The following is a 17958-nucleotide window of genomic DNA, read 5'->3' as shown; positions in this document are numbered from 1 at the left end:
ATTATTTGTATATCTAGCCAGCATGTGTTAATCTATGAAAGATGCAGAGATATATGCATAGAATGATATTCTATTAGATAAGTAGAAACATTTAGTAGAAATTACTAGGAGGACAACATTTGAAATTTAATGAATTAGGATTAGAATCGGCATTGCTTAAAGCAGTTAAACGTTCAGGGTTTGAGGAAGCAACACCGATTCAGGCGGAGACAATTCCGCTAGCTTTAGAAGGAAAAGATGTAATTGGTCAAGCACAAACTGGAACGGGTAAGACAGCCGCTTTTGGTCTTCCAATGCTCCAAAAAATTGATGCCACAGAACCTGTGTTGCAAGGGTTAGTGATTGCCCCTACACGTGAATTAGCCATTCAAACACAAGAAGAATTATACCGTTTAGGTAAAGACAAACGTGTACGTGTACAGGCTGTTTATGGCGGAGCTGATATTGGTCGACAAATTCGCTCATTAAAAGATCGTCCCCATATCGTGGTAGGAACACCTGGTCGTTTATTAGACCATATTAACCGCCATACTTTAAAATTAGGAACTGTTCAAACATTAGTTCTAGATGAAGCAGACGAAATGCTTAACATGGGCTTTTTAGAAGATATTGAACGTATTATCGAAAAAGTACCAACAGAACGTCAGACTTTATTATTCTCAGCAACTATGCCAAAAAGTATCAAACAAATTGGGGTTAAATTTATGAAAGACCCTCATCACGTTGCGATTAAAGCAAAAGAGATGACTGCTAATTTGATTGATCAATACTATGTACGTTGTAAAGAATATGAAAAATTTGATACTATGACTCGTTTATTTGATGTACAAGCACCAGAATTAACGATTGTCTTTGGTCGAACTAAACGCCGGGTAGATGAATTAGCTCGAGGTTTAGAGATGAGAGGCTACCGTGCAGCAGGTATTCATGGTGATTTGACTCAACAACGTCGTTTGCGGGTATTAAAAGCTTTTAAAAATGGCGAATTAGATATTCTAGTTGCTACAGATGTGGCTGCTCGGGGATTAGATATTTCTGGGGTAACACATGTTTATAACTTTGATATTCCTCAAGATCCTGAAAGCTATGTTCACCGTATTGGCCGAACTGGTCGTGCAGGAAAAGAAGGAATGTCTATTACTTTTGTGACTCCAAATGAAATGGGTTATTTACACGTTATTGAGAATTTAACGAAAAAACAAATGTCACCTTTACGTCCACCAACTCCAACAGAAGCTTTCCAAGGTCAATTAGATGCAGCAGTAGAAGAAATTGCTCAGTTAGTTGATGAAAATCACTTGGAACGTTACCAAAAAACAGCAGATCGTTTATTAGAAACATATACACCTGCTGAATTAGCTGCTTTGTTGTTGAAAACAGTGACAAAAGATGATGCTACAGAAGTACCTGTTAAGATTACTCCAGAACGTCCTTTACCAAATCGACATTCTAAAGATAATCGAAAAGGTGGCGGTAAACGTCGTGGTTCTAATCGTCGACGTGATAACAACAGTAATTATTCTCGTGATCGTAAAAACAAACGGGATAATTACAGTAAAGACCGTAAAAATAATAAAAATAATAGTAACAGTAGTAACAAATCAGGCAACAAAAACAACAAGCGTGATTTCGTTATTCGCACTAAGAAAAAATAAAAAAAAGCCGCTTTCGGCTTTTTTTTATTTTTTTGTTATAATAGGGGAAGATTTTAAAGAAAAGAGGAACCTCTATGATTGTAGGGATTGGTCTAGATGTAGTAGAGATGCCTAGAATGGCAGAGATTGTGGCTACTAAACCTAACTTTATTAAGCGAATTCTTACCCCACAAGAGTGGCAAGTCTTTAATTCCCGCAAAGGACAAAGACAAATCGAGTTTATAGCCGGTCGTTTTGCTTGTAAAGAAGCGTTTTCTAAGGCTTATGGTACTGGGATTGGTAGAGAAGTAAGCTTTCAAGATATTGAAGTGTTAACTAATGCTAAAGGAGCTCCTGTGGTTACTCAAAGTCCTTTTACAGGTTCTGTTTTTGTAAGTATTACCCACACAAAAGAAATAGCAGTAGCTCAAATTATTTTGGAAAAAAAGGATTAAAAAAAGTCCTTACAGGCTAGTAAGGACTTTTGGAATTATTCTGCAAGAATTCGTTTAGAATCTTTTGTTTGAATAAAGCTAATCTTTTTTATGTGATCCATGGGAATCATTTTAATTTCATTGGTTTTATCTAAGGTCAAGAGCACCATATTTTGGTTGAAGTTATTTTGACGTAGTTTGCCAGAGACGGTTTCAAAAGACATAGTACCATCGATTTCTTCTTGAATTTGCAACACAACAAAGCGATTTTGAGACATAGCTAAGCGAACTTGTTCCAATATTTTTTGTTTTTCTTGTTGAATTTTTAGCTCATCATTAAAGAAAGAAGACAAAAATTTTTGGGAAGAATCCGTTAACCTTTGAGAGAATGTTTTCATGCTATTTTTTTTCTTCTCACTATCCATATCTCAATCACCTCCAGGAAGTTTTGTTAGTAACATTATACAGAGTGAAGGAAGAAAAAGTCAAATATTGCTGATTTTCATTCTGTGTAAAAAACAGTCCTTTTATGAGGTGTTTGCTAGGCTAAAGGAGTAATCGGTTATTATTAAATAATAGAACTTGATTGATGGAAGCTTAGATAAAGTTGTGGAGACAGCTAAGGGAACATGTGTTCTCTTGGTTAGTTGTTTGTGTTGTGTACATTCTGTTTTAAATTATTTAGTGACTTAAATTGATATGATATAATTATTAATAAAGTCTTTTTTAGTTATTTTATTAAAAGTAAAAAACAGGTTAAATTTTTATCATAAATCTCCTTATTTATAAAATAAAAGCTGAATGATAAAGGGTGTTTTTTAGAACAGGGAGAAAAAGCTATTTAAGGATGGACATACTTAGTTAAAATGAGAAGGAGGATTCAAATGGCACAAGCATTTAGCTATGAAATCATTGAAGAAATTGCTGTTTTATCAGAAAATAATAAAGGATGGCGGAAAGAATTGAATTTAGTTAGTTGGAATGAACGAGCTCCTAAATTTGATTTAAGGGATTGGGCACCTAACCATGAAAAAATGGGAAAAGGCATTACCCTTTCTAATGAAGAATTTTCTGAATTGAAAAAAATATTGCAAGATATGTAGATAGGTGGATGAAAATCTAATGAAAAGCATGACAGGATTTGGAAAAAGTTTGATCAGTACCGATGATTATCACATCGAATTAGAGCTAAAAACGGTAAATAATCGTTTTTTAGATGTGCAATTTAGAATGCCTAGAGAATATCAAGAGTATGAGCTGCTACTTAGAAATGAACTGAAAAAACAACTAGGCCGAGGCCGAGTTGAATGTCATATTCGAGTTCATAATGAAGGAGAAAAAAATAGTCAATTAACGATTCAGTGGCATTTATTAGATCAATTATTAACACAATTAGATACAGCCAATCAGGAAAGATATCAACAGGCTACATTGCCAGTTAAAGAAATGATGACAGGTTTAGTGAATCATCCTGACTTTTTTGAAATTAAAGAACTTGAGAAAAATGATGAAACCATGAAGGATAGTTTGTTACAGGCTTTAAATGCCGCCTTAGTTCATCTAGAGCACTCTAGACAAATAGAGGGTGATAGCATCCAATCAGTTTTAGTTAGCTATCTAGCGGAGTTTGAAGGCTGTGTAGCTGAGGTCAGCCGGCTCTCTGATGAAATCGAAGAAGATTACGGAGAAAGACTGGCATTAAAGTTAGCCGAGTTAGTCGGAGATGCAGTGGATCAAACTCGTCTTTTAACAGAAGTGGCTCTTTTAATTGAAAAAGGAGATATCCATGAAGAGTTAGATAGGTTAACAATTCATATAGAAAAAATGCAAGAATTACTTCAAGCTAAAACCCCAGTTGGCCGAGAGTTAGATTTTGTGATTCAAGAAATGAACCGAGAAGTTAATACAACAGGATCTAAATCAACTAATATGCAAATTAAAGATCGTGTGGTTCAAATGAAAACAATCCTTGAGAAAATACGTGAACAAGTACAAAATGTGGAATAAACTTGCAAATTTCCTTGAACAAATAGATAATATAGAATAAACTATAAGGAATGAAACGTGAACGAAAGGGAAGAGACCATGCCAGAAAGAGGATTATTAATTGTATTATCTGGACCCTCTGGTGTCGGAAAAGGAACTGTCCGCAAAGCTATTTTTGAATCACCTGACAATGATTTTGAATATTCAGTTTCAATGACCACACGCCAAAAACGTCCAGGGGAAGTAGAAGGAGTAGACTATTACTACCGAACACGGGAAGAATTTGAAGCTCTGATTGCTGAAGGAAAAATGTTAGAATATGCTGAGTATGTAGGTAATTACTATGGTACTCCTTTAGACTATGTTAACCAAACCCTAGATGAAGGAAAAGATGTGTTCTTAGAGATTGAGGTTCAAGGGGCCAAAAAAGTTAAAGAACAGGTACCAGATGGTGTATTTATTTTTTTAACACCACCAGATTTAACCGAATTGAAGTCAAGAATTGTTGGTCGTGGAACTGACCAGTTAGATGTGATTGAAAAACGGATGGAAATTGCTAAAAAAGAAATCGAAATGATGACACTGTATGACTACGCTGTGGTCAATGATAGTGTCCCCTTAGCTGTTGAAAAAATTAAACAAATTATTAAGAGTGAACATTTACGTGTTGACCGTGTGATTGATTCATATTTAAAAATGTTAAAGGAGTTGTAGTATTATGATGTTAAAACCTTCCATTGATTCCTTACTTGAAAAAGTGGATTCAAAATATTCATTAGTGATTTTATCTAGTAAACGTGCCCACGAATTAGAAGCAGGTGCTACCCCTATGTTAGATGAGTTTGAATCTGTTAAACCAGTAGGACAAGCCCTAGAAGAAATTGACTCAGGAGATATCATTATTGATCCAAATCCTGAATTAAAACGTGCGATGATTGAGCAACGTAAAAAAGAACAACAAATGATGCAAGAACAAGAAAAAGCGGCTTTAGAAGAAAAAATTCGTCGCAACCATTAATAAGAATTTTATATTCACTAAACAGAACAAGTGACTGCTTGTTCTGTTTTTTACTGTAAGAAATTTAATGAATAAGCTAAGACAAACAGATAAAAATTTAGTAAAATAAGCGGTAAGTCATAAAGGAAGTGAGTAACATGACTAAAATAGCCCAAGTAATTGTAGATGTTCCGACAATGCAAACAGATACCCCTTTTACTTACTTAATTCCCTTATCTTTAGCAGAAACAGTTCAAACTGGGATGAGAGTAGTTGTGCCTTTTGGAGGTGGTAACCGAAAAGTGCAAGGATTTGTTTTACAAGTGCTTGAAAAAACTGAAGAAGAATTAACTGCTTTAGGGCAATTAAAAACAATCAGTGAAGTCATGGATTTATCTCCTGTATTAAACGGAGAATTACTTGATTTAGCTGAGATGATGAAACAAACAACGTTTTCTTTTAAGATTACTTGTTTACAAACGATGCTCCCTAGAGTGATGCGAGCTGACTATGAAAAATGGTTGGTAATAGTTGATGAGATACCTGAAGATATTTACGAGCAGGTCTTTCACTGTTTAGATGAAATTCCTTTCCAAGAAGCTGTTTCATCTGAGAGAGTGGGAGAGTTAAAAAAATTAAAACGAGAGAATAAGTTAGAAGTTAGATACGAAGTAAAAGCTCGGAATAAGAAAAAAATGGTTCAAGGGTTCCGCTCGCTACTTTCTTTTGAACAAGCTGAAGAGGCTAAAGAAGATTTGAGAAAAACTGCTCATAAGCAAAGAAAACTCTTAGCACTTTTACAACAGTTAGAAGATAAGGTTTGTACCTTAGTGGACGCTAATAAAAAATATCAAGTTAGCCGCGGAGTTATTCAAAAAGGTGAGGAAAATGGTTGGTTAGAACTTGTGGAAGTGGAAGTGAAACGAGATCCTTATGCTTATCACACCTTTAAGCCAAGTCAGCCTCTTGTACTAAATGATGAACAACAAGCAGCCTGTCAAGCTATTACCACTCACATTCACCAACAGCAACATAAAACTTTCTTACTTCAAGGGGTAACGGGTAGTGGTAAAACAGAAGTGTATTTGCAGGGAATTGCAGAGGCGCTTAAACTAGGGAAGACAGCTATTATGTTAGTACCAGAGATTGCTTTAACCCCACAAACTGTCCACCGTTTTAAAAGTCGATTTGGCAATCAAGTAGCAGTTCTCCACAGTGCTTTATCTGAGGGAGAAAAATACGATGAATGGCGTAAAATTGAGAAGAAAGAAGCCCAAGTAGTAGTAGGAGCTAGATCCGCTATTTTTGCTCCTTTAGAAAATATAGGCTTAATTATTTTAGATGAAGAACATGAAACGAGCTATAAACAAGAAGACACTCCTCGTTATCATGCAAGAAACATAGCTATTTGGCGAGGGAAGTATCATCAGTGTCCAGTGGTGTTAGGAAGTGCCACTCCCTCTTTAGAATCTAGAGCTAGAGCCCACAAACAAGTGTATCAGTTGTTACCTTTAACTAAGCGAGCTAATACTAAAGCTACTTTACCTAGTGTTAATGTGGTGGATATGCGAGAGGAAATCACTAAAGGGTCGATGCAAAGTTTTTCAGAAACGTTATTAGAAAAAGTCCAACATCGTTTAGACCGAAAAGAACAAGTGGTTTTAATGCTTAACCGAAGAGGTTACTCTTCATTTGTGATGTGCCGAGATTGTGGCTATGTTTTACCATGTCCTAATTGTGATATTTCACTAACCCTTCATATGGATAACTTGAAAATGAAATGTCATTATTGTGGGCATGAAGAGAACATTCCTAAAGAGTGTCCGATTTGTCAAAGTCATAAAATCAGATATTACGGTACAGGTACTCAAAAGGTAGAGGAAGAATTACAACAGCTATTTCCTACTGCTAGTATTTTAAGGATGGATGTGGATACTACTAGGAGAAAAGGGGCTCATGAGCGTTTGTTGAAAAAATTTGGGGAAAGAAAGGCAGATATTTTATTAGGGACTCAAATGATTGCTAAAGGATTGGATTTTCCTAATGTGACTTTAGTAGGAGTTTTGAATGCAGATACGGCACTTAATTTACCTGACTTTCGTGCTAGTGAAAAAACTTTTCAACTATTAACCCAAGTTAGCGGACGAGCAGGAAGAGGGGATAAGCCTGGGGAAGTGATTATTCAGACCTTTAATCCGACTCACTATGCGATTGAGTACGCTAAAAATCAGGACTATGAACTTTTTTATAGACATGAGATGCAGATGAGGCATTTAGGTAACTATCCTCCTTATTTTTTTACAGTTCAAATTGTAGCTAGTCATGAACAAGAAGAAGTCGCTGCCAGAAAATCTTTTGAGTTAGTTCGTTATTTAAAACAACAGTTAACTCCCCAAGCAATTGTTTTAGGACCAACTCCTAAAGCTATTTTACGTATTAAAAATCGTTATTATTATCAATTAGTAATCAAATATAAACAGGAACCAGAGCTAGCAAATGCTCTTCGGACTATTCTTGAGACTAGCCAAAAAGATTACCGGCAAGGTCTTAAAATAACTATCGATATTGAGCCAAATAGCTTTATTTAAGAGAGGAAAAATATGAAATATCCAGTTGTTATCTACCCAAATAAATTGTTAGAAACTAAAACACAAGAAGTGACCATGATCACAGATGAACTCATTACCTTGTTAGATGATATGAGAGAGACTATGATTGCCCATGATGGTATTGGTTTAGCTGCTCCTCAAATTGGTAAAAATTTAAGAGTAGCTGTGATTGAAATAGATGAAGAAAGTGGTTTGTTTGAACTAATTAATCCTGAAATTATTAGTCAATCAGGCAGCAGCATTGATGTGGAAGGTTGCTTGAGTTTTCCTGAAGTCTACGGAACAGTAGAACGTGCCTCAGAAGTAACGGTTCGTTACTTTGACCGAGAAGGAGAGGAATACGAAGTGACTGCAACAGACTACTTAGCTAGAGCTTTCCAACACGAAATAGAACATTTAGAAGGAAAATTATTTACAGATAAAATTATTGAGTCGATTAAACCAGAAGACTTAGAGAGCTATCAGGAGGAACATATGTATGACTAAACTTATTTTTATGGGAACACCGGATTTTTCTGTGCCAATTTTAGATGGACTAATTGAAGAGGGGTATGAAGTGTTGGCTGTTGTTACACAACCAGATCGCCCTGTCGGTAGAAAGCGAAAATTAACACCACCACCTGTTAAAGTAGCAGCAGAAAAACATGGACTCCTTGTTTTACAACCAGAAAAATTAAAAGATTCTAAGGAACTACAACAATTAATGAGTTTAACACCAGACTTAATCGTTACGGCAGCTTTTGGCCAATTTTTACCTAGTTGCTTATTAGCATTGCCTAAAAAGGGCGCTATTAATGTGCATGCTTCTTTACTACCTAAATATCGGGGAGGAGCACCTGTTCATTACGCTGTGATGAACGGAGACAAAGAAACTGGGGTAACCATTATGGAGATGGTGCAAAAAATGGACGCTGGGGATATTCTTAGTCAAAGAGCCATTCCGATTAAACCAGAAGATAATGTAGGCACAATGTTTGAACAGTTAAGTTTATTAGGTAAAGAGTTATTATTAGAGATGTTACCAGACTACTTACAGGGGAAAATAACTCCTAAACCACAAGAAGAGTCTCTGGTTTCTTTTTCACCGAATATTTCTAGGGAGCAAGAAAAAATAGATTGGCATCAATCTGCTACCGACATTCATAACCAAATTCGGGGACTATATCCTTGGCCGGTGGCATATACTACCTACCAAGAGGTTCGTTGGAAATTGATTGGAAGTGAAGTTTCTGAAGAAGTTACGACAGAACAACCAGGTACTTTGATAGAAGTAGGTAAAAAAGAGTTGAAAGTCGCTTGCGGAGAAGGTACTGTCCTTTCTCTAATTAAAATTAAGCCAGCAGGCAAAGGGGAATTAGCTATTCATGAATTTCTGAATGGTGTAGGCAGAACTTTAGAAGTGGGAGAAAAATTAAATTAATGAAACCTAAAAAAATAGCAAAACATATCCAAAAAAATCCAAGATATCAAGCAATGGCATTATTAACACGTGTAGAAGGGGAGCAAGCTTATTCTAATCTGTTAGTGAATCAAGTGATTGAAGAAAATAACTGGTCACCAGAAGATGCTGGCTTATTTACAGAGTTAGTTTATGGAACCCTTAGCCGAAAAATAACTTTAGAGTACTACTTACGCTCATTTCTTAAACCTGATCAATCCGTTGAAGACTGGGTATTCCAACTATTATTAATTTCTCTTTATCAATTAGAATACTTGGACAGAGTACCAGCTTATGGCATTATTAATGATGCAGTTGACATTGGAAAAGCAAAAGGACATGGTGGGATTGGTAAATTCATTAACGGAGTTCTGAGAAATGTGCAAAGACAAGGCGTACCAGATACTAGTTTAATTTCAGATGAGCTTCAAAGAATGAGTATTGAACTTAGTCTACCTAAATGGTTACTAAAACGTCTAATTGCCAGTATCGGAAAAGAAGAAACTGTGGCATTAGGTTTGTCTTTATTTGAACCTAGTAAAGTGAGTGCCCGAGTTAATACAGACGTGATGACGAGAGAACAAGCTTTAACTGCTCTAAAAGAAGAAGGATTTGACGTTGAGTCAAGTGCTATTTCCCCAGTTGGAATTGTTGGTAAAAAAGGGTTCTTAGCCGGCAGTCATCTATTTGAAACTGGAGCGTTAACTATTCAAGATGAAAGTTCCATGTTAGTAGCTCCTAGTTTAAGACTTGAAGCTAACCATCAAGTGTTAGATGCTTGTGCTGCTCCTGGAGGCAAAACCACTCATATCGCTACTTATATCGATGCTCATCAAGGTCAAGTTCATGCCCTTGATATATATGAGCACAAAACTAAATTGATTAAAGAAAATGCTAAACGTCTACAAGTAGAGCAAAAAATAACCACTCATATTAGCGATGCTCGTGACTTGGAACAAGCTTTTCCATCACGTGATACTAAGTTTGACCGTATCTTAGTAGATGCTCCTTGTTCAGGTTTTGGTTTAATGCGCCGCAAACCAGATATTAAATATAGTAAAAATCCTAAAGATTTTGAAAAATTACCAGAATTACAGTATGAAATTTTAGAAGCCGCTGCAAAAAAAATAAAACAATGGGGTATAATAGTTTATAGTACATGTACGATTTTGGAAGAAGAGAATCAACAAGTGATTGACCGCTTTTTAGCTAACCATCCAGACTTTGAAACAATTGATGTTCTAGGAAGTCAGATGGTGCCTAAAGCAGTAAAAAATCAGTCTGTTTCTCTTTATCCTCATCAATACATGACAGATGGCTTTTTCATTTGTTGTCTAAAGCAAAAAGGATAAAAGAGGTGTAAGCATGCAAATCAAATATCGCACAGATATTGGTAAACGTAGACAAAGTAATCAAGATGCAGTTGCAGTTTTTTCTAACCAGAAAAACTTGCATTTAGCAATTGTAGCTGATGGCATGGGCGGACATCAAGCGGGAGATGTAGCCAGTCATTTGATTATTTCCGGCTTAGGAGAAGATTGGCAAAAAACAGAGTTAGAAACATCCCAAGAAATTATTCAGTGGTTACTCCAACATATTCAAAGAGAAAATGATGATATTTTTGAAAAAGGACGACAAAACCCAACTCAAATTGGGATGGGGACTACTATTGTTGCTGTAGTTACCTTAGAAAAATCAGTGGTTCTTTCTCACGTAGGAGACAGTCGGTGTTACTTAATTAGACAAGGACAGATCAAACAAGTTACCGACGATCATTCGTTAGTTAATGAGTTAGTTAAAACAGGAGAAATTACTCCTGAGATGGCTAATCATCATCCAAGAAAAAATATATTGGTCCGCTCAATTGGAGTTCCTGGTACGGTAGAAACAGATGTAACTGAGCTAGAGATTGAACCAGGAGATAAATTACTTCTTTGTTCAGATGGTTTGTCCAATATGTTAACTGATGATCAAATCTTACATATTATTGAAACTAGTTCCGATTTAGAAGTTGCTTTAGATCAACTGGTTCAACAAGCAAATCAAGCAGGTGGCTTTGATAATATTACTGCTTTAATTTGTGATTATTCAGCAGAGAAAGAGAGGGGCGGGGCATGATAGAAATTGGCTCACTAATAAATGAGCGCTATAAAATCATTGGTAACATCGGTAGCGGTGGTATGGCAAATGTGTTTTTAGCTCATGATTTAATATTAGACCGAGATGTTGCTGTAAAGGTCTTACGTTTTGACTTTCAAGACGATCAAGCAGCAATTAGGCGATTTCAACGTGAAGCACTAGCCTCTTCTGAGCTAGTTCATCCCAATATTGTCAGTGTTTATGATGTTGGCGAAGAAAATGGCATGCAGTACTTGGTTATGGAATATGTTAAAGGAACTGACTTGAAAAAATTTATCAAGCATCACGTTCCTATTCCTCATGAACAAGTTGTGACTATTATGCGGCAAATTTTATCAGCGATTTCTCTGGCTCATCAGCACCGAATTATTCACCGAGATTTAAAACCCCAAAATATTTTGATGGATGAATATGGCAATGTGAAAATTGCTGATTTTGGGATTGCGATTGCTTTATCTGAAACATCTTTAACCCAAACTAATACCTTATTAGGCTCTGTTCATTACTTGTCTCCTGAACAAGCCAGAGGCAGTATGGCTACGAAACAGTCAGATATCTATGCTTTAGGGATTATTTTGTATGAATTGTTAACAGGTGGAGTTCCTTTTGAAGGAGAGTCAGCTGTTTCAATTGCTTTAAAACATTTCCAAAATGAGATTCCTTCTGTTACACAGGTAGATCCAAGTATTCCTCAAGCTTTAGAAAACGTGGTGCTAAAAGCAACGGCTAAAGAACCTATGGATAGATACCGGTCTGCAGAAGAAATGTCAGAGGACATCAGTACAGCTCTTTCACCAGCTAGATACGGAGAACCTTTGTTTACTCCGCAAACTATGTTAGCTGAAACCAAAATTTTAGAACCAATCTCTAATAGTGATGTAGGAGAAATGGATGAGTATCTATCTCAACAGACGGAAGAGCCTTTAACTAAATCAGCTGATCGTCCTAAAGAAGATCAACCGACTCCATCTGAAGAGCCAGAAACACCACCTAAAAAAAGTCCTTGGAAAAAAGTGTTAGTTGGTGCTTTATTAGGAGCTTTAGCGATTGTCTTGTTTTTAATCTTTGCACCAAAAAGAGTGGTAGTTCCAGATGTTTCTGGTTTAACAACGGAAGCTGCAATAGAGGAGCTACAAAGTAAAAAACTAATCGTTAAAGATGATGTAAAAGAAGTACCAAGTGATCGGATTGAAAAAGGTAAGGTAGTTAAAACGGACCCAGAAGCGAATCACCGCACAAAAGAAAAAGCAGAAGTCACCTTGTACGTAAGTACTGGTTCCAATAAAATTGTGATGAAAGATTACACAGAATATAAATATACAGATGCGGTTAATCAATTGCTAAGTCAAGGATTTAAACGGCGTAATATTACTAAACGTGAAAAAAATAGTGAAGATATCCCTGAAGGAGCAGTTATCTCTCAAAGCATTCATCCAGGAGAAGAAATTGATCCTGAAAGTGCGACTGTCGAACTAGTAGTTAGTAAAGGGGTTAAAACAGTTAAGTTACGCAATTTGATGAATTACCGTAAACCAGACGTTCAGTCTTATTTTGAAAAGCATGGATTAATTTTAGTAGAATCTTATGAGTTTAGTGATAATGTAGCAGAAGGATTAGTATTAGCTCAAAGTCCTGGACCAGATGTAGAAGTGGAAGCTGGTAGCCAAATTACAGTGACTTTTTCTAAAGGACCAAAACCAGTTCAGCCAGAGCCACCTACAGAGGAACCTGACAAGCCAGAAGAAACAAAAGAACCAGAAGAATCTTCTACGGATAAAGAATCTACAGATACTTCTACTTCTGAAACTACTCCACCAAAACCAGAAGAGTCCTCTAAACCAGAAGAAAATACTCCAGCTCTAGAAAATAATTCTAATCCATAATCAGTTAAAAGTAGCTAGTTAATCTAGCTGCTTTTTTTGTGATAATTTATCGACTAACGAGATGATTATTGGTATGATGAACAAGTGAGAGAGAAAAGGAGGTGCATGTGTGAAAGGACAAATTAGAAAAGCATTAAGTGGCTTTTACTATGTGTACAAAGAAGGACAAACTTATCAAACTAGAGCCAGAGGTAATTTTAGAAAACATAAAATTACTCCTTTAGTGGGAGATTTTGTAGAATTTGAAAGTGACAATTTAACAGAAGGATATATTTTAAAAGTATTTCCTCGTAAAAATGAATTAGTCAGACCTCCAATTGCTAATATTGATCAAGGGGTTATTGTGATGAGTTGTGTAGAGCCCCAATTTTCTACTAATTTATTAGATAGGTTTTTAGTTACTTTAGAATATGAAAAGATTCAACCTTTAATTTATTTAACTAAAACCGATTTACTAACAGAAGAGGCTTATCTTAGTATGCAGCAGCAACAAGCACATTATGAAGCAATCGGTTACCAAGTTTTTTTACCTGATAGAAAAATGGAGACACAAAGTTTGCATCAACTATCTAATTGTTTCAAAGATAAGGTAACAGTGTTTATAGGACAATCTGGGGTAGGAAAGTCTACCTTACTTAATAAATTATCCCCAGAATTAGGACTGAAAACAGGCGAAATATCTGATGCTTTAGGAAGAGGTCGTCATACTACCCGTCATGTAGAATTAATTCCAGTTGCTAAAGGGTTGGTAGGAGATACCCCAGGCTTTAGTTCTTTAGATTTTCAAAAAATTGAACCAGTTGAGTTATCCAAGCAATTTCCAGAATTAAATGAAGCATCTAAACAGTGTAAATTTAGAGAGTGTCTACATGTGCATGAACCTCATTGCCAAGTGAAAAAGTTAGTAGAAACAGGTGAGATTGTTCAAAGCCGTTACGATCATTATTTACAGTTTTTAGAGGAAATAGAAAATCGCAAGCCAATGTATGGCCGAAATAAAAAATAAAGAGATGAATTAAAGGAGACGAGTTACGTGAAATTATCCCCATCGATTTTAAGTGCTGATTTTGCCAATTTAGAAAGAGACGTTAAGTTAGTTGAAGACGCTGGTGTTGACTACATTCATGTGGATGTTATGGATGGTCAGTTTGTTCCAAATATTACTTTAGGACCTAATGTGGTAAAAGCTATTCGACCTACTACTAAACTACCTTTAGATGTCCATTTAATGATTGTAGAACCAGAACGTTTTATTGAGGATTTTGCTAAAGCTGGAGCAGACATTATTGCTGTTCATCAAGAAAGTACGCCTCATATTCACCGAGCGTTACAAATGATTCGTTCTTTTGATGTGAAAGCTGGTGTGGTGATTAATCCAGGAACTCCTGTTGAAGCAATTAAACATGTGCTACCTTTAGCTGATTTAGTCTTAGTCATGACAGTTAATCCAGGTTTTGGTGGCCAAAGTTTTATTCCAGAGTGTTTAGATAAAATTGCAGAATTGGCTCGTCTAAAAAAAGAGCATAACTATTCATATGAAATCGAAGTGGACGGAGGTATCGTGCCAGAAACAGCGATTCTTTGTGCGAAAGCTGGAGCAGATGTGTTTGTGGCAGGTTCTTACATTTATAATGCACCAGCCCCTCATGAAAGAATTGAAAAGTTACGTGAAGCTCTTGAATAATCAACCTCAAGTAGTGATTGCAGCAGGAAGTGATCCTGATTTGTGGCCAGACATCACGGCTTATCCAATAGATACTAAGTGGATAGGGGTAGACCGTGGCACCTATTATTTATGGCAAAAGGGAATTCAACCTACTTTAGGAGTAGGGGATTTTGATTCTCTTAATAAAAGTGAATTATCCCAACTGGAACAAGTAGTGGCTAATATGCACTATGCTAAACCTGAAAAAGATGATACCGATACACAGCTAGCATTAGCTTTGGCTTTAGAAAAATATCCTACAAGTAGAGTGCAACTCATTGGCACAACAGGTGGCCGCTTAGATCATTTTTTATCTAATCTTTGGTTGCCTCTAGAGCCGAGGTTTCAGCCTTATCTAAGACAAATTTCTTTAGCTGACAAACAAAATACCATTCATTATTATCAGCCAGGCTCTTATCAAGTTGAAAAAGAAAGAGATAAAAAATATTTAGGTTTTATTTGTCTAACCCCAGTTGAAGCATTAACTATCCAAGATGCTAAGTATACCTTGAACCGATATACAGCTAATTATCCGATTAGTTTTGCTAGTAATGAATTTGTGGGAGAAGAAGTGCATTTTTCTTTTTCTAGTGGGATTGTTGCAGTCATTCAAAGTAAAGATAATAAAAAATAAGCTAGGAAACAATACGTTTCCTAGCTTATTTTTGACAGTAAAAAAATGACACTTTCGTATCATTTTCTAATCTCGTTTATAAATTAAACACGCTCAATTTTGCCTGATTTCAAAGCACGAGTTGAAACCCATACTTTTTTAGGTTTTCCGTCTACTAAAATACGAACTTTATGTAGATTTGCTTTCCAAGTACGTTTTGATGCGTTCAGTGCGTGAGAACGAGCATTTCCACTTCTAGACTTACGTCCAGTAAAATAACATTCTTTTGCCATGTTTCTTCCTCCTTTGCTTTGATATTCGAGCGGTTACTTCTAGCTCATACCAAATTAATTTACCATAAATCAAGGGATAATTCAAGATTAGTTTTTATTTTTTTAATCTAAAAAAAGTGACAAAACAATTCTATTCGAGTATTGTATCAAAATAATCAAAGATAGCCAAGAAAAAAATGATTTCTCTTTAAAATAAATAGCGGCTATGATAAAATAAAATGAGACAAATTGGGTATTTTTACTCAAAAGGAGGCTAGATCTATATGGCTGTGAAAATTAAAACACAAGCAGGAACCATTGAAATTAGCAATGAAGTGATCGCAACAGTAGTCGGAGGAGCAGCGACCGATATTTATGGAATTGTCGGAATGGCTAGCAAAAATCAAATTAAAGATAATTTAAATGAAATATTACGAAAAGAAAATTATTCAAAAGGTGTCGTCGTCAGACAAGAAGAAAACGGCGTGGCGATTGATGTGTATACGATTGTTAGTTATGGAACAAAGATTTCTGAAGTAAGTCGTAATGTGCAAGAAAAAGTTAAGTTTAACTTAGAAACGATGCTTGGAATTACGGCAAATTCTGTGAACGTGTATGTTCAAGGTGTCCGTGTACTGCCTGACTAAAATATCGTGATGTCTATAATCTAAGGAGGATTTATCAGTGAAAGTTACTAAAATCAACAATAGTCAGTTCCAGTCCATGGTACAAGCCGGTGCAAATCGTTTAAATGCAAATGCAGAATATGTCAACTCATTAAATGTTTTCCCTGTACCAGATGGTGATACTGGAACTAATATGAATTTATCTATGACTAGTGGAGCAAAAGCTGTTTCTACTAGCGTATCTGAACATGTAGGAGAATTAGCTCAAGCTTTATCTAAAGGGCTATTAATGGGAGCTAGGGGTAACTCTGGAGTTATTCTATCTCAATTATTCCGTGGCTTTGGTAAAAAGGTTGTAGAATTTGAAGAGTTGGATGCTAGACAGTTAGCTCAAGCATTTACTCATGGGGTAGAGACAGCCTATCATGCAGTGATGAAACCTGTTGAAGGAACCATCCTAACCGTTGCTAGAGAAGCAGCTCGTGCTGGTGAAAATAAAGCAAAACAAACCGATGATTGTGTTGCAGTGATGGAGGCTGTTTTAGAAGGCGGTAAAAAAGCCTTAGCTAAGACACCTGACTTATTACCTGTGTTAAAAGAAGTAGGAGTAGTAGATAGTGGTGGCCAAGGCCTAGTCTTCATTTATGAAGGTTTTTACGAATCATTATCTGGTAAAGAAGTAGTTAGTTTAGTTCATCAACCTAATGTGGCTGAAATGGACGAACTAGTTAACGCTGAACATCATCGTAGTGTAGCTGGTCATGTGGCTACTAAAGACATTAAGTTTGGCTATTGTACAGAAATTATGGTACGTATTGGAGAAGGTCCTACTGTTGAAAAAGAATTTGATTACGATGAATTTCGTAATTATCTAAATGAACTTGGGGACTCTTTATTAGTAGTAGCTGATGATGAAATTATAAAAGTTCATGTACATACAGAAAATCCTGGTAATGTGTTGAATTATGGACAAAAATTTGGTTCTTTAATCAAAATTAAAGTAGATAATATGCGTCTGCAGCACGATACTATTTTAGAAGCAGAAACACAAGCGACTAAGAAAGAAAAAATCCCTTATGGAGTGATTGCGATTGCTGCAGGGGAAGGGGTTCAAAAATTATTTACTAGCCTAGGAGCTAATTATGTTATTAGCGGTGGCCAAACGATGAATCCAAGTACAGAAGATATTGTTAAAGCGATTGATGAAGTCAATGCAGAAAAAATCATCATCTTACCTAATAATAAAAATATCTTTATGGCAGCGGATCAAGCTAAAGAAGTCGCAGAAGTTCCAGTAGTGGTTATTCCCTCTAAGACTATTTCTCAAGGAATGACAGCTATGTTAGGCTTTAACGACCAATTATCTCTTGAAGAAAATGAATCTGCTATGATAGATATGTTGTCAGAAGTGAAAAGTGGTCAAATTACGACAGCGATTAGAGATACAACGATTGATCATGTCGTAATTAAAACAGATGACTTTATTGGTATGGTTGAGGGCAAAATTGTTGTGTCAGAACCAGACCGATTTGATGCTTCTATGACAACTTTAAAAGCTATGGTTGATGAAGACAGTGAAATTGTCACATTAATTGTAGGAGAAGAAGGTCAACTAGAAGAAG

General features: G+C 36.0%; 19 protein-coding genes. 17 read left to right on the top strand and 2 right to left on the bottom strand.

Going from position 1 to position 17958, the window contains the following annotated elements:
- Positions 1-119 precede the first annotated feature (119 nt).
- Together cshA and acpS are read left to right on the top strand one after the other, a co-directional pair.
- Positions 120-1655 (top strand): degradosome RNA helicase CshA, encoded by a 1536-nt coding sequence (gene cshA, locus C7P63_RS07690; RefSeq protein ID WP_125943593.1) that lies wholly within the window; start codon positions 120-122, stop codon positions 1653-1655.
- A gap of 74 nt (positions 1656-1729) precedes the next feature.
- Complete coding sequence (acpS, locus tag C7P63_RS07685) at positions 1730-2089, top strand: holo-ACP synthase (RefSeq protein WP_125943592.1); 360 nt, start codon at positions 1730-1732, stop codon at positions 2087-2089.
- 35 nt (positions 2090-2124) lie between these two features.
- On the opposite strand, the gene C7P63_RS07680 is transcribed toward acpS, so the two are convergent.
- Entirely contained in the window at positions 2125-2493 is a 369-nt protein-coding gene (locus tag C7P63_RS07680) for a hypothetical protein (RefSeq protein ID WP_125943591.1), read from the bottom strand.
- Between the two features lie 459 nt (positions 2494-2952).
- Here C7P63_RS07680 and C7P63_RS07675 point away from each other — a divergent pair, with 459 nt between their 5' ends.
- The 13 genes from C7P63_RS07675 (at position 2953) to C7P63_RS07615 (ending at position 15459) form a co-directional block, all read left to right on the top strand.
- Positions 2953-3171: a YdbC family protein gene (locus tag C7P63_RS07675; protein ID WP_125943590.1), complete on the top strand. Its 219-nt coding sequence runs from the start codon at positions 2953-2955 to the stop codon at positions 3169-3171.
- A 19-nt stretch (positions 3172-3190) separates the two neighbouring features.
- Positions 3191-4075, top strand: a complete 885-nt coding sequence (locus tag C7P63_RS07670; RefSeq protein WP_125943589.1) for a YicC/YloC family endoribonuclease — start codon at positions 3191-3193, stop codon at positions 4073-4075.
- 78 nt (positions 4076-4153) lie between these two features.
- Positions 4154-4768 (top strand): guanylate kinase, encoded by a 615-nt coding sequence (gene gmk / locus C7P63_RS07665; RefSeq protein ID WP_125943588.1) that lies wholly within the window; start codon positions 4154-4156, stop codon positions 4766-4768.
- A 4-nt stretch (positions 4769-4772) separates the two neighbouring features.
- Positions 4773-5072 (top strand): DNA-directed RNA polymerase subunit omega, encoded by a 300-nt coding sequence (rpoZ, locus tag C7P63_RS07660; RefSeq protein ID WP_125943587.1) that lies wholly within the window; start codon positions 4773-4775, stop codon positions 5070-5072.
- Positions 5073-5209: 137 nt separating this feature from the next.
- The gene (priA, locus tag C7P63_RS07655) at positions 5210-7639 is read left to right on the top strand and encodes a primosomal protein N' (RefSeq protein ID WP_125943586.1); all 2430 of its coding nucleotides are present in this window, start codon (positions 5210-5212) and stop codon (positions 7637-7639) included.
- Positions 7640-7651: 12 nt separating this feature from the next.
- Positions 7652-8146 (top strand): peptide deformylase, encoded by a 495-nt coding sequence (gene def, locus C7P63_RS07650; protein WP_125943585.1) that lies wholly within the window; start codon positions 7652-7654, stop codon positions 8144-8146.
- The gene (gene fmt / locus C7P63_RS07645; protein ID WP_125943584.1) at positions 8139-9080 is read left to right on the top strand and encodes a methionyl-tRNA formyltransferase; all 942 of its coding nucleotides are present in this window, start codon (positions 8139-8141) and stop codon (positions 9078-9080) included. Before def ends, fmt begins: the two co-directional genes overlap by 8 nt.
- Complete coding sequence (rsmB, locus tag C7P63_RS07640; RefSeq protein WP_125943583.1) at positions 9080-10450, top strand: 16S rRNA (cytosine(967)-C(5))-methyltransferase RsmB; 1371 nt, start codon at positions 9080-9082, stop codon at positions 10448-10450. Before fmt ends, rsmB begins: the two co-directional genes overlap by 1 nt.
- 13 nt (positions 10451-10463) lie before the next feature.
- Positions 10464-11216: a Stp1/IreP family PP2C-type Ser/Thr phosphatase gene (locus tag C7P63_RS07635; protein WP_125943582.1), complete on the top strand. Its 753-nt coding sequence runs from the start codon at positions 10464-10466 to the stop codon at positions 11214-11216.
- Positions 11213-13120, top strand: a complete 1908-nt coding sequence (pknB, locus tag C7P63_RS07630) for a Stk1 family PASTA domain-containing Ser/Thr kinase (protein WP_125943581.1) — start codon at positions 11213-11215, stop codon at positions 13118-13120. Before C7P63_RS07635 ends, pknB begins: the two co-directional genes overlap by 4 nt.
- A gap of 109 nt (positions 13121-13229) precedes the next feature.
- Positions 13230-14126, top strand: a complete 897-nt coding sequence (rsgA, locus tag C7P63_RS07625) for a ribosome small subunit-dependent GTPase A (protein ID WP_125943580.1) — start codon at positions 13230-13232, stop codon at positions 14124-14126.
- 27 nt (positions 14127-14153) lie between these two features.
- Entirely contained in the window at positions 14154-14804 is a 651-nt protein-coding gene (rpe, locus tag C7P63_RS07620; protein ID WP_125943579.1) for a ribulose-phosphate 3-epimerase, read from the top strand.
- Entirely contained in the window at positions 14788-15459 is a 672-nt protein-coding gene (locus C7P63_RS07615) for a thiamine diphosphokinase (protein ID WP_424580148.1), read from the top strand. The genes rpe and C7P63_RS07615 overlap by 17 nt, the downstream gene beginning before the upstream one ends.
- An 83-nt stretch (positions 15460-15542) precedes the next feature.
- Here the strand turns inward: C7P63_RS07615 and rpmB are convergent, their stop codons facing one another.
- A complete protein-coding gene (rpmB, locus tag C7P63_RS07610; protein WP_125943577.1) occupies positions 15543-15731 on the bottom strand; it encodes a 50S ribosomal protein L28 in 189 nt (62 codons plus the stop codon).
- A 263-nt stretch (positions 15732-15994) separates the two neighbouring features.
- Here rpmB and C7P63_RS07605 point away from each other — a divergent pair, with 263 nt between their 5' ends.
- Positions 15995-16357, top strand: coding sequence for an Asp23/Gls24 family envelope stress response protein (locus C7P63_RS07605; protein ID WP_125943576.1), 363 nt, complete (start codon positions 15995-15997; stop codon positions 16355-16357).
- A 37-nt stretch (positions 16358-16394) separates the two neighbouring features.
- Positions 16395-17958, top strand: a 1564-nt coding sequence (locus tag C7P63_RS07600; RefSeq protein WP_133306826.1) for a DAK2 domain-containing protein, incomplete at its 3' end; no start/stop codon positions are given.

The organism is Vagococcus humatus (genome assembly GCF_003950325.1).
In the GTDB taxonomy this organism is placed as follows: domain Bacteria; phylum Bacillota; class Bacilli; order Lactobacillales; family Vagococcaceae; genus Vagococcus_C; species Vagococcus_C humatus.
The sequence above is the reverse complement of the archived record's forward strand: the minus strand, read 5'-3'. Positions and strand labels throughout refer to the sequence as shown.